Origin of the sequence: Halarchaeum acidiphilum MH1-52-1, assembly GCF_000474235.1 — an archaeon.
GTDB lineage: Archaea > Halobacteriota > Halobacteria > Halobacteriales > Halobacteriaceae > Halarchaeum > Halarchaeum acidiphilum.
Genome location: NZ_BATA01000031.1, coordinates 1 through 12246, shown reverse-complemented (window position 1 = coordinate 12246; position 12246 = coordinate 1). Strand labels below are relative to the sequence as shown.

Below are 12246 nucleotides of genomic sequence, written 5' to 3'. Positions count from 1 at the left end.
CCGATGCCGGAGACGTTGGATCCGCTGTCGGACCGTGCCTGCCGGATGACTCACGCCTACACGACCGGAATCGAGCTCACAGAGACGCTACGTGATGGAGCGTGTCTCTGTGCTGCGGTAAGCGGGGTAACCCTCTACACAGAACATCTCATGGACGGCGATCCGGATTGGCACCCGGCACCCGACTTGTTCGAAGGAATGGTCCAACTGTTCATCTACCGGGAGGTCACGGGCGACAGTTACCGAACGCTCGAAACGTACCAGGAACTCGCCGAACCGTTCGAACTGGATCACGTCCCCGACGAGTCCGTGCTTTCGCGGACCTGGCACAATCGATTCGACGATGGTGTTCGTGAGTACGTGACCGTCGCAGCTCACTTCGTGGTCAAAGAGATCCACGACTATGGTATCACAGTCCCTGCTATTCGTCCGGAGGGGGAGGTCACTCACTCGAAACCCGAGTCGTCCGAAGACGATGGGAAAGACGAGACCAGGGCCGTTGAGTTCTCGAACGAGCAGATTCACCGGACGACACGTCTCGCACGAGACCACGGATTTGACGGAGTCGACTCTGGTCGAGCACAGAACGCCTCCTACGAGGACATACAGTTTTTCGAGTTACAGACGTTCATGGGGATGGTTCGGTGCGGAACCGCGCAGGGTGCGACTCGTTTCCAATATCGCCGTGGCGAAGAGTACGGCCCCCATGGTGATACTCATCTCCGCGCTGTCAAACAGTTCGATCCTGAAGAGCTCGTGAACGGCTTCAATGAGACGACGGACCGCTTGCTCTCCGTGATCGCCTCTGAAGCATCCTTTCGGAGACCAGTTACCGCTGCGATCGACATCACGACTATTCCCTATTACGGGGATGTGGAAGGGATGCCGATGGTTAGTGGAACGAAGGGCAGAGACGGTCGAGCGTTCAAATTTGCGACCCTCTCGATCATTGGACAAAATATTCCGCTCGTTCTCGCCGTTGAACCAGTGCGAGAGAGTTCCGAGTGGGATGAGAACCCATCGAATCAGATTGATTCATCGTACTGTGCGGCGACTCGTTCAACGAGCGAAAGAGCAGGTTCCGATCGAGACAGTGCGGTGTGATCGGGAGTTCGACTCAATACGAGTGTTTCAGACGCTTTCTAACCTCGATGTGAATTACCTCATTCCCAAGCGGGTCTCCAGTTCCGAACGGGATGCACTCAAACAAATGGAGGAAGACGACCAAGAGGTGGCTGTTGAGTCGGCTTCTGTCCATGTGGAATCTGGATCGCATCCAATGCGTCTCCTGTACGTTCCCTCGACAAGTGGCGATGGTACGGCCGTCTTCGCGACGAATCTCCGAGTCGGTCCGGAGGAAGCTGAATCGTTCTGCCGGCGCTACAGCCGGCGCTGGCAAATCGAAAACGAGTACAAGAGCATCAAGCACGATTTCCTTGCGAAGACATCGTCGAAAGACTACCGCGTTCGCCTGTTCTACTTCGTGTTCGCGGTGCTCTTGTACAATATCTGGCGGCTCACCGACTTCCTGCTGAAAGCGGACGTCGATGGTGAGATGGACTACGCGCCTGTACTTACCGCGGGTGAGTGTGTTCGACCAAGAGGGATCTAAATCGGTGACTGATCGGTGATATGCGTCACGAATTGATGCTAATCTGGCCTAAAACTGGCCTATCCACCGAAGCTGTGGCATCTTTTGGTATGCAAATTCGATATAGCGAGATATGGTTCATATCAATCCGGAGTGTTGTCGATAATATCTTCTGTTGTCTGGTTGTCTAGCCCGGACAACACCACACCACAAATACTATGCAAATAGACCGTATCGCTCTACTCATCCAGAACCGTGCTCTTAGAATCACCACACTACCGAGCGAGCCGTCTTCCCCGTAGCCAACGGCGGTTGCTCAGGGAAAGATAATGACGACCGAGTACGTAACTCGACGCATGAGCGAGACCGCGGACGAAGCGCTTTCGGACGGCGCCCACGAGACGGCAGCGTCGACGTTCGTCGAGCGCGCGCGGTCTCGCCACGGCGACGATGTCGCCGAGTTGTACGTCTTCGGGTCGACCGTTCGCAGCGAGGCGAGCGGCCGGTCGAGTGACGTCGACGTCCTTGTCGTCCTACGCGACGACGTCGAGCATGACGCCGTCGCGGACTCCCTTCGCGATATCGCGTACGACGTCATGCTCGAGTACGGCCCGCTCGTCGAACTCCACATCCTGAGCGAATCGACGTTCGAGCGCTATCGGGACGAAGGGAATCCGTTCGTTCGGAACGTCGTCGCCGAGGGACGTGCGTATGCCTGACGACGACGCACCCGGGGCGGCCGCAGTCGAGGACCAATTCCGCCAGGCGTGACCTCGTCTAGGAGTTCGCCGACATCTTCGAGGAGAGAATCTCGTCGATCAAGTGGCTTGGACGATGTCCTGGAGGCCGAACAGCTGGAGGTCGTCACGCTCGGCGACCGCTTCGCGGACGGCTTGAGTCGCACCGCTCCGTGTGAACAACGCGTACTCCACATCGACGTCTCCACCGTCTCGTGGCGTCCACCGGACCTCTTCGGCGTGTTCTTCCAGTGATGCGAGCGCGTTGTAGTCCAGCGGCGCGTTCGTGAACTTGCACTCCCCGACGACCATCGTTCCCTCACCAGTGAATCCGACGACGTCGAGTTCGTGTTCCTTGTACCACCAGCGCCCGATATCCAAGAACAGTTCGTCCGGGTAGAGAGTCGGGAGCGCGTCCTGACAGAGCGTCTCAAAGGCCGGACTAACAAAGTCCGCGAGTTCTGGCTCGATGAGTGCCTCGTAGGCGTCTTCGCCGAGGCGCTCGTAGCGGTCTTCGTTCCCGTAGACGAAGCGGAACCAGAACCGAAACAGTGGGTCGAGGAGCCGATACCGGCCGCGGCGGGATTTCGCCTTCTGCTCCGTGAGCGGGACCTCACGTTCGATAAGCCGTAACCGTTCGAGCTTCTGCGTGTACGTCGAGATCTGCTTCCCGTCGATCCCGATTGCTTGTGCAATCTCGTTCGAGGTCGTCTTCCCGGCTGCGATCGCAGTGAGGATCGCGAAGTACCGATTCGGGTCGGTCAATTCGGTGCGGAGGACGTACTCCGGTTCGTTGTGGAGGTAGCCTCGCTGTGAGAGGACTTCCTCGGTGAGCACCGTCCCAAGATCCCGACTCAAGTCCACGCCGTCGAGGTAGTACGGGATACCGCCGAAAACTCCCCACGCGAACACGCGGTCTTCGGGCATGTAGGCGTCTGGGAGGAACTCCTGGGCGGCAGCGAAGTCGAGCGGTCGGAGGTCCAGTTTCGCGGTGGCACGACCATAAAGTGGGCTGTTCCCGAGGAGGGCAGCCTCTTCCATCATGCTGATCGACGACCCGACGAGAACGAGCGTGCCGGACGTCTGCTGGAAGTGCTGATCCCAGAGGCGCTGAATGACAGAGGGGAGGCTCTCATCGGCGTCGATGAGATACGGGAACTCGTCTAAGACGACGACGGCGTTCTGATCACCGAGATATCCGAGGAGCGCCTCCCAGTTCTGCCTGATGTTCGTGATACCGGGAAACGTTTCGGCGGCGACGTCAACGAACTCGTCGAGTTGGAACTGTGCGGTCGTCTCGGTCCCCTGGTAGACGACGGCGTCGTCTCGATCGCGGAGTGAATGTTGCACGAGTTGAGTCTTACCGAGCCGGCGACGGCCGTAAATGACTACCAGTTCGCCTCTGTCGGACGCATAGCACTCGCGCAGTCGCGATAGTTCCTCCTCGCGGTCCACGAAACGCTCCATAGGTATCCATCAGCGTCCACCAATAAAATACTCTCGAATAGCCTAATTTAGAATTGGCTATCTCAAACTTGGCTAATCTGAATTCGCCATACGTAATCTCTGTAGGAAATCCTACACAGGAATGCGGGTTCGGGCGTGGAATACCCTTCCGTGCCATCAATCAGTTGTATAGGGGCTGTCAGATTCCTCCCCGCTCTGAAACGTGGGGCTTTCTCCTCACTCCTCCGTATCCTTCCAAGCCCATCTGGTCCCATGCAGCTCAGAGAAATTAGCACACAGCTAAAGTACCAAGAAAGTCTCGAAACACCGGCCTGAGGCCGTGCTAGGCAGAAGACTATTAATCAGTGTGTCTCCACACTAGGATTATAAGTGTCGCTCTCCTCGTGTAAAGTATGAGTGAGAGCGTCGATTCGGAAAGCAAGGTGTCGGGGAATCAGGCGAACATTCCCGCTCGCATCCGCCGTGAGCTCGATATCGACGACGGTGACAGACTGCGCTGGCAGGTCGAAGACGACGGGACGCTACGGGTAGAGGTCGTCCAACAGCGAAGCGGGACGTTCAGCGACTTTGAGGGCTACGACGGCGACGAAGAAACCGACGTGACGTCCGAACACGACGCCTGGGGCGTCGACCTCACGTAGATGCCGCGCGCACTCATCGACACGAGCGTGCTCTTCGCGGCCGCGTATCGCCGCGACAGCCGTCACGATGCCGCCCTCCCGATCCTCCAAGGAGTCGATACCGCGGACCTCCCCGAGGCAGTCGTGCTTGACTACGTACTTGCCGAAACACTGAACGGACTCACGACGCACGCGGGACACGACGCGGCGACGGACTTCCTCGACCGCGTCGAGGAGAACGCCCGATTCCACCTCGACTCGCTTTCCAGCGACGCCTTCGCCACCGCAAAAGCTCTCTTTCGGCAGTACGAGCACTTCTCGTTCGTGGATGCGTGCGTCGTCGCCTACATGCAGACTGAGGGGCTCGGCTATCTCTACGCGTTCGACGGTGATTTCGACGCCGCTGACGACGTCTACCGTCTCGATACCGCGAGTAATCCCTACCAGCCGGAGTGACTGACGATGCCGAACTACGCGCGCTTCGACGACCTGGAGGAGTTCGCCCAGTTCTATCGGGAGGAGATTGCGCCCGCGCTCCGCGACGACCCCGATATCGACGTCGACCCCGAGCGCGAAACCCCCACCTACGCGTGGCTGAAGGGCCACTACTCGGGGTTCGTCGAGCGTCTGCGCCGGGAGTACGACCTCTCACCGGGCGAGTTCTACGACGCGGTCGGCCTCCCGCCGAACCCGGACGAGACGGACGACGAGTGGGGGATCGACCACGAGCCAACGGTTCGTGGGCTTGAGGACTACCTCGAAGAGCTAGATCGTGACCGTGGCCGTGCCGCGACGACCATTCGGCCGCGGCGCTCGCGACTAAAGACGTACGTCACGACTTATCGTGAGATGAACGAGACGAGCGACCTGCTCTCGCCGCTGTTGGACGAGACGGCGAAACCCGACGAAATCGCGCGCGTGCGGGATACGTTCCGTGTCCTCGACGACGAGCTGGGGACGCTTGCCTCGAAGAAGAAGTACGTCTCGGCAGTCAAAAACTGGTACACCTTCCTCGAGGAGATGGGCCGTGGCCTCTATAATCCCGCCGAGAATCTGCTGAATCGCTTCGGCTGGGACGAAGACCCCATCTACGACCATCCGGCGCTTTCACGCGACGACGTCGCGGCACTCCTTGACGTCGCGAACGCCGACGAGCGCTTCTTGCTGCTCGCGCTCGCCGGCTGGGGGCTCCGACCTGTTGAGGCCTGCGAGTTGCGCGTCGATCAGCTCGAACTCGATCCTGAGGAGGGCGACGTCCCCTATATCGCCTTCGAGGCCGGACAGCGCAAGAACGCCCGCCGCACCCGCAATACGGTCGAGCTACTCGTCGGCGTCGACGCCGTCCGCAAGCGTATCGACACGCTCGCCGAAGACGAGGAGTGGACCGGCTACCTCCTCCCTGGACAGTTGATTAGTCGGCCGATGTCTACACAGACGGCGCGCCGTTGGTTTCGCGACTTCGGCGAGCGAGCGGACGTCGAGATTGATGGACGTCACCCACTTCCCAAGATGGGGCGTCGGACGTGGTACCGGCTCTATCGCCAGCAGCGCCCTGACATCGAGGCCGGAACAGCCGCTGTCGCGGCTTCACAGGGTAGTCGTGATGCCTCCGTCTCCGAGCGCAACTACCTCGACGAGCGAACTCGGCGGCAAGCCCGTGCTGACGCCATGCGCGACCTCGTCCAGGAGGAATTCGCAGACATCTTCGACAGATACCTCCAGAGCTGAATCGTATCGTCCGAAGCGACCTGTCTCATAGCAGTCCGTGATAATTGTAGAAGTAGTCACGAACTGTCGTTCGGGTATTGATGTGTCGGGCGAACTTCGTTGAGTAGTTCCTCAACAATCTCCCAGAGAACCATCGATGGAGTCACGTGTTCAAACGAGATACCCCATCGGTCTTCCTCATCGTCGGTAGCGTACTGGAGATGTGCTAGACCCAGATCGGGATGGTCCTCATCTTGATGCCACCCCGCGTGAAAACCAGTATTTGGGTCGGTGTAGTTAATGCGGAACCAATCATGTGGGTCCTGACGATACCACTTGATGGTGAGCTTCGGCGAGTCAGGACCGGTCGGTGGATCGAGGCGGTCCGGATCAAAGAACGCTCGTAATTGCTTGGCTTCGACGTCATCCGGGACGTACTCAACAGCCATTATCTGGGGAACCCGGTCAAGAACATCCCGTTTCAGCTGCGCGTAGAGGTTTGCGTTCGGATCACCGCCAGGATGCGGGACCGACATCGGTTAGCTGCTCGCCTCATCTGGTTTCGTCGACGGTGCCAAGAAGTCCCATTCGCGGACGGCGAACCCGACAATCTGGATGCGACGCTGGAGGTGCTCCCACTCGCGTGCGACTTCGCGACGATGCTCCTCTTCGTCGGCGTCGAGCGTCTCGTCAGCGAGTGTCCCACGGAGTTGGTTCGGTGACTCAACGTCGAATTCGTCCTTCCAGTCCCGAATCTGGGCTTTCATCTCAGCGAGCCGGTCGGTGAGTTCTTCGACAGTATGCCCGCTGTCCCGAAGGCGCATCGCTTCCTGCATCGCCTGGCGACGGTAGTCAGGGTAGTACGTGGTGTGGGTGCCACTCTCGTCACGATGGAGGATACCGTCGTCAACGAGCCGTGCAAGGACGCGTTTAGTGGGCTCATGGGACCAGTTCGCTTCAGAAGCGATCCAGTTTGCCGTTCGCGGCTCCGATAGCTGCCGAGCGGCCATCCGGACACGGTCTTCGCCGGTCATCTGGCGAGACAGAAGGCCGCTTTCGGACGCCGATTCATCTTCAGACATAGGCTATAGTTCGCACTCTGTGTTAATATAGCTTGAGGTGGTTCGTGCTATATCGAATTGTATCCGGCCTTTCCTTAGGACACTGGCTGAACGGGATACGGTCAAACTAGCTACTCGTCTCAGTGGTCCGCCAACGGTGCGAAGAAGCCTCACTCACAGCGGTTTTATGGAGGGATTCGACTCAATCTCACCCACAAGTTTTCACTACTACTCGCTCCCGAGGTCGGAAAGCCGGGCCTGAATTTCATCGGCGTCTGCGTCAGAGAGTGCCTCAATCCCGAACTGTACGAGAAGCGGGTAGAAATGGCGGTTCTTCTTGAACTCGTCTCGACCCGCTTTGCGTAGCTTCAGCTGGGATTCAAGGTACGTATCCTCCATATCAGCGAGGATATCGTCTGGGATATAGATCGTCCGCCCATTCCACTCGTCCTTGATATTCGTCTTCGTTTTGTTCGTTCCGCTCGTTTCGTTCGTTGCGTTCGGCTCGGGCGTTTCGGTCAATGAACTAGTTTCGCCCGCTTCGTCTGCCTCGCTCATTTCGTTGGAATCAGCCGTCTCATCCTCATCGTCGTAATTTCCTTCAATGCCGGAGGCGTCACCCCATCCATCAGTCATGCTTCGGCCTCCTCAGGCGCGGTCTTCTCGAACGTCTCGTCGAGTAGATCCGCGATTTCGTTGAACAGTTCGCGAGCGTCCTCAACCCTCTTGTTCTCCTTCCCGAAGCCGAAGACGGAGACACCATCACCGATCGATTGGGAGAGGTCGGTGCGCTTCGGAATCTCGAAGACGGGGAGCGAGTACGCGGACTGGATTTCCTCAATAGTTCCACGGTGCTCGGAATTCTGCTCGACGCGATTGCACACAATCGCGAGCCGGTTGATGTCACCATACGCGGGTTCGAGAGAGCCCAGCTGCTTCGCGAAAATCTGGAGACTATTGGCGTTGAGTTTCTCGGGGATAACGGGGATGATGACGTTCCCGGTCGCGACGAGCGCATTATCGGTCAGGACGTTCAGTGACGGTGGGGTGTCGACGATGATGTAGTCGTAGTCCTTATCGAGTGCGTCGAGTGTCATCCCCAACCGCTCTCGGCTCTTCGGCGCCTCAAGCAGCGTCTGGATGTTCTTGTTATTCGCGAGTTTCTCGCTCGCGGGGAGGATGTCGAATTCCTCGTGTTCGACGACGATGTCATTCACCGACTCCATCTGATCGAAGTCAAGGACGTCGAAGAGTGTTGTGCGGTCGGTGTCGTAGTACAGATCGTTGTAGCCGAGTGAGCAGGTGAGTCCTCCGTGATAGTCGATGTCGACCAAGAGGACGTCGTGTCCCCGTGCGGCGAGCGCGCCGCCCGTATGAATGACGTCGGTTGTCTTCCCTGCGCCTCCCTTCTGGTTCGCCACGGCGATGCGTGCGGTAGTAGTGTCAGTCATTTCTTTCGTTCTCCTCAGATAGTTCGTTTCGTTCGTTTTTCTCGTTCTGTTCGTTTGGTTCGGTGAGGGTATTTCACTCGGTGAAAGGAGTACTACAGTGTTAAAACCAATTGCTCGTTTCGCTCGTTGAATCAAACATACTCGTTGCCACCAACTCGTTCGTTCTATTCGTTTCGTTCGTTTTTCTCGTTCATCGAGTACAGGACAGCCAGCTCATCCGCAATCAGTTCGTTCCTCAGAATGCGTCCAACACATTCGTTATTCTCATTCTGTTCGTTTTGTTCGTTTAGTTCGTTATACTCGTTCCGAGTCATTTCGACGGAGATCGGAGCGACCTTCGAGAGGAATGGGCGATCATGCTTCATAGCCATTCAAGTAAGACTTTTAACTGTTACCGAATTATTGGTGACCGTCAGATGTACGAGGTACTTGACGACACGGCGGCGCAGGTCATCCTCACTATCGAGAGTGGTGACTCCATCCGACGTGTCGCCCAAAACCTCCACAGGCCGTACGAGACGGTGAGGCAGGCCGTGAACCGTCTCGAAGAGCAGGGTACGTCCACTATGGCCTCTCTGTTGTCGACGAGCGCGTGAGGGACGCCGCACGTGAGCTCGTCGCGACCAGCGCCAGCGTTAGTCCGCCCACTATCGAGGAGGCCTACGTTCTCCCACAGTTCGGGGACTGGCCGTTCGCATTCACGCGAATCGACGCCGTCTACGTGTGGACACAGGGAGGCTATCAAGTCGGCCGCGATCCCGAGGACTATCCACTATTCCTAGCCGTCAGTGAACAAGACGTCGACGCCTGGGAGGCCTTTTTCGACTCACTCGACCTTCCCACGGCATTCGAGCGACAGCCCCGAGATACTCTCACAGGCCCGTTGCAGATCGTCCTCGAACCACACCCATCACTCGACATCGATCGCGTCGAAGGCTACCCAGTAATCCCGATAACCGAGACAATCGAGTATATGCGCGAACACTACACCCAGTTCCAGTCGGCACTCGCGATGCTTGACCGGATGTACGAGGACCTTGACCTCGGCGTCGCATACCGGGAGGCGGAGCGGGCGCAACTATGAGCTTCCACAACCGAAGTGACGCGCTCATCGAGTTACTCGAGGAGTTCACTCAGGAGGAACATAGGTACGTGCTCGTCGGTGGCTACGCTGTCTCGGCGTTCAACGCGCGCTTCTCCACAGATCTCGATATCGTCGTCGCGCCAGACTCTAAGGCTGAATTCGCCGAGTTCCTCGAACGTCGAGGCTTCGAAGAAACAGATAGCCACGCCAAGGAGTGGTTCTGTCACCTTCTCGGGCCTAAAGGGCGGAGCTTGTCGGTGGACTCACGTTCTGGCCGACCCTACTGGGTGGCAGGCGAGTAGCCGCCATTCACGTTCAGCGTCCCCGACTTCAGGGCGAGGTGACGTGTCGCCCCTCCGTGCGGAGACTTTTGCCCCGCACGGAGTAGCCGAAATCCGATGTTCTTCGCCGCGTTGTAGTCCGCGTTGACCTCGTACCCGCACTTCTGACAGCAGAACTTCGCTTGTGACCGGCGATTCTCGTCCAGCGTCGTCCCGCACTTCGAGTACCGCTTGGACGTGTACGCTGGGTCTACTTGCGTGGCGTTGATACCCACCGCTTCGGCCTTGTACGCCGTGTAGTCGTACAGACGGCGGAACGCCCACGCATGGAATTTCTTCGCGCCGGGCATCCGGTCGCGGATGTCCGTCAACTCCTCGAACGCGATCCGGTCGCACCCGTGCGTGACGGCCTCTTGGACGATGGCTTTCGAGATACGGTGGAGGTCGTCCTCGACCCACCGCGTCTCTCGATCGCCCATCCGCTCGATAGTTCGATGGGCCGACTCCGTTCCTGTCCGTTGAAGGTCGCTACGCACCCGCTCGTACCCCCGGCGACGGTGATTGAGGTAGTCGCCACTCCAGAACAGCCCGGTTGACGTGACGGCAATCTGTTCGATACCGAGGTCGACACCGAGGACTGTGCTGTTCTCGGTGTCGCCTTCTGAATCGTCCGGTATCTCGGACTCCACGTCGGCCTTCGTTCCGATGTGGAGGAAAAAGGTGTCCGTCGCGTCGCGGTACTGAAGCGTCGCACCCGTAACCTCGAAGTAGTCGTCGTAGAGGTACTTCGTGTGCGGATTGTCCCCCTCCGGCGGCAGGACGTACTCGGCTTCGATACGTCCGTTCACCGTGGAGAGGGATACGTGGTCGTCGTGGAACGTCGCACTCCGTTTGTCGTATCTGATGGACGGAGTCGTGAAGTGCGGTTGTGACGCCTTCTTGCCGTTCTGCCAGCGGGCGACGACGCCCTTGATAGCTTCGGCAGCCCGGTTGCGTGCGGATTGAACGAGATTGGCTTGAAGCCGTGTCTGTTCGCGCACGTTGGAGTACGTCCGCTCGTGGGGTTTGGTCTTGGACGTGGGTTTGTAGTCGTCCTGCCATGCGTCGCGGACGACGTAGTTGCACGCCCACAGGTACTCCTTGATGGTTTCGTGGAGGAGAGTTGCGTCGCTGTCGTCTACATCAAGTTTGACGACGACCGTGCGACGTACCTCCGCCATACTTCATATGTAGAGGCATAGATTCATAAGTGATACGGTAGCATAGGGGAGTCGGCCAGCCATCTTCCGGCGGTTGGTTCCCACCATGTCGGTTTCCGCCCCCCGCTAAAGCGGGGGGTTTCCACCTCGGAATCAAGAGGAACGACCGAGTGAAGCGTCAGATGCACAACTGGGCGTTCCGCGAACTCCACGAGATGCTCGCGTACAAGGCTAGCGAGTATGGGATTCGTGTCGAGCGAATACCGCCCGCGTTTACTTCGCAGACGTGCTCGAAGTGCGGACATCAATCAAGCACGAACCGCGACAGCGAGACTGGCTGGTTCGAGTGTAACGAGTGTGGGTATTCGGTGGACGGCAACTATAACGCAGCGAAGAACATCGGTCTCAAATTGCTAACTATGCCAGAGGGCAAACGCCCCTCTGGGTTGTGCGACGGTCATCTCGCCCTCAAGTCCGGGATGGTGAACGGGAATGGCGATTACACCGCCTACGACGTTTCGTCGTCAGACCGGGAGTCCACGGACAAGCCCACGACTTCAGTCGTGGGTCGATGACTCGTCTGAAACCGGTCCCTTGTACTTTGACGTCACCTTGTCTCCCTCTCTCCACTGCCAGTAGTAGTAGCGGTTGTCGTTGATTTCCTTAATCGTGATTGTGGCCTTCGCCGGGACGTCATCCGGAAGATCGTCAGGACGTTCTTCAATCTCGTTTTCTCTCGCTTCCTCCTCAAGACGGGCCTCACGCTCTTTGTGTTCAGCGAGTGCTTCGGCGTAGCGAGCTACGTCCCGAAGGCGTTCTGGCGAAGACTCGTTGAGGATGTCGATTAATCTAGAGGGGAGGTCTGACGGTGGGGTTAGTGGATCGTAGGACATCAGCTATCTCCTTGTATTAACCAACACGACTCGGGAATCCATATTTTTGTTGGTTAATACGACAGAGACGGTCTTGGATACCTGTAATCTTGCTCAGCCGGTTGTCCTCACCGGACTCATCAACCTATGGGATGGGACTTAAAGAACGCCACCCC

12 protein-coding genes and 3 pseudogenes are annotated in these 12246 nt (G+C 58.0%); 8 read left to right on the top strand and 7 right to left on the bottom strand.

Translation table 11 applies throughout. The annotated features are described in order from the left end of the window. Positions 1-3: 3 nt before the first annotated feature. Both AOZ13_RS15695 and AOZ13_RS07125 read left to right on the top strand, forming a co-directional pair. Positions 4-1612: pseudogene (locus tag AOZ13_RS15695) on the top strand (transposase). A gap of 335 nt (positions 1613-1947) precedes the next feature. Continuing rightward, positions 1948-2310, top strand: coding sequence for a nucleotidyltransferase domain-containing protein (locus tag AOZ13_RS07125; RefSeq protein WP_148286705.1), 363 nt, complete (start codon positions 1948-1950; stop codon positions 2308-2310). 99 nt (positions 2311-2409) lie between these two features. On the opposite strand, the gene AOZ13_RS07120 is transcribed toward AOZ13_RS07125, so the two are convergent. Then, positions 2410-3795 (bottom strand): ATP-binding protein, encoded by a 1386-nt coding sequence (locus AOZ13_RS07120; protein ID WP_020221148.1) that lies wholly within the window; start codon positions 3793-3795, stop codon positions 2410-2412. A 392-nt stretch (positions 3796-4187) separates the two neighbouring features. On the opposite strand from AOZ13_RS07120, the gene AOZ13_RS07115 reads away from it, so the two are divergent. Genes AOZ13_RS07115 through AOZ13_RS07105 form a run of 3 tightly spaced genes read left to right on the top strand, consistent with a single transcriptional unit; the run spans position 4188 to position 6143 of the window. Continuing rightward, positions 4188-4436, top strand: a complete 249-nt coding sequence (locus tag AOZ13_RS07115; RefSeq protein WP_020221149.1) for an AbrB/MazE/SpoVT family DNA-binding domain-containing protein — start codon at positions 4188-4190, stop codon at positions 4434-4436. Continuing rightward, the gene (locus tag AOZ13_RS07110) at positions 4437-4871 is read left to right on the top strand and encodes a PIN domain-containing protein (RefSeq protein WP_020221150.1); all 435 of its coding nucleotides are present in this window, start codon (positions 4437-4439) and stop codon (positions 4869-4871) included. 6 nt (positions 4872-4877) lie between these two features. Beyond that, entirely contained in the window at positions 4878-6143 is a 1266-nt protein-coding gene (locus AOZ13_RS07105; RefSeq protein WP_021780197.1) for a tyrosine-type recombinase/integrase, read from the top strand. A 56-nt stretch (positions 6144-6199) separates the two neighbouring features. Here the strand turns inward: AOZ13_RS07105 and AOZ13_RS07100 are convergent, their stop codons facing one another. The 4 genes from AOZ13_RS07100 to AOZ13_RS07085 form a co-directional block, all read right to left on the bottom strand. Then, positions 6200-6658: a hypothetical protein gene (locus tag AOZ13_RS07100; RefSeq protein WP_081641553.1), complete on the bottom strand. Its 459-nt coding sequence runs from the start codon at positions 6656-6658 to the stop codon at positions 6200-6202. Between the two features lie 3 nt (positions 6659-6661). Then, positions 6662-7204: a DUF7342 family protein gene (locus AOZ13_RS07095; RefSeq protein ID WP_049933957.1), complete on the bottom strand. Its 543-nt coding sequence runs from the start codon at positions 7202-7204 to the stop codon at positions 6662-6664. 207 nt (positions 7205-7411) lie between these two features. Then, positions 7412-7819, bottom strand: coding sequence for a hypothetical protein (locus tag AOZ13_RS07090; protein ID WP_020221863.1), 408 nt, complete (start codon positions 7817-7819; stop codon positions 7412-7414). Continuing rightward, positions 7816-8634, bottom strand: a complete 819-nt coding sequence (locus tag AOZ13_RS07085; protein WP_049933955.1) for a ParA family protein — start codon at positions 8632-8634, stop codon at positions 7816-7818. The genes AOZ13_RS07090 and AOZ13_RS07085 overlap by 4 nt, the downstream gene beginning before the upstream one ends. 416 nt (positions 8635-9050) lie before the next feature. On the opposite strand from AOZ13_RS07085, the pseudogene AOZ13_RS07080 reads away from it, so the two are divergent. Both AOZ13_RS07080 and AOZ13_RS07075 read left to right on the top strand, forming a co-directional pair. After that, positions 9051-9718 (top strand): annotated as a pseudogene (locus AOZ13_RS07080) (RNA polymerase subunit sigma-70). After that, positions 9715-9939: pseudogene (locus AOZ13_RS07075) on the top strand (nucleotidyltransferase domain-containing protein); the annotation flags it as partial. The pseudogenes AOZ13_RS07080 and AOZ13_RS07075, both read left to right, overlap by 4 nt. Positions 9940-9998: 59 nt before the next feature. Here AOZ13_RS07075 and AOZ13_RS07070 read toward each other — a convergent pair. Next, entirely contained in the window at positions 9999-11219 is a 1221-nt protein-coding gene (locus tag AOZ13_RS07070) for an RNA-guided endonuclease InsQ/TnpB family protein (protein ID WP_020221866.1), read from the bottom strand. A 149-nt stretch (positions 11220-11368) separates the two neighbouring features. Here AOZ13_RS07070 and AOZ13_RS07065 point away from each other — a divergent pair, with 149 nt between their 5' ends. Next, on the top strand, positions 11369-11773 hold the full coding sequence (locus AOZ13_RS07065) for a zinc ribbon domain-containing protein (protein ID WP_020221867.1): 405 nt from the start codon (positions 11369-11371) through the stop codon (positions 11771-11773). Here the strand turns inward: AOZ13_RS07065 and AOZ13_RS07060 are convergent. Further along, the gene (locus AOZ13_RS07060) at positions 11756-12091 is read right to left on the bottom strand and encodes a hypothetical protein (protein ID WP_021780192.1); all 336 of its coding nucleotides are present in this window, start codon (positions 12089-12091) and stop codon (positions 11756-11758) included. The two genes, AOZ13_RS07065 and AOZ13_RS07060, sit on opposite strands and share 18 nt — an antisense overlap. Positions 12092-12246: the final 155 nt, after the last annotated feature.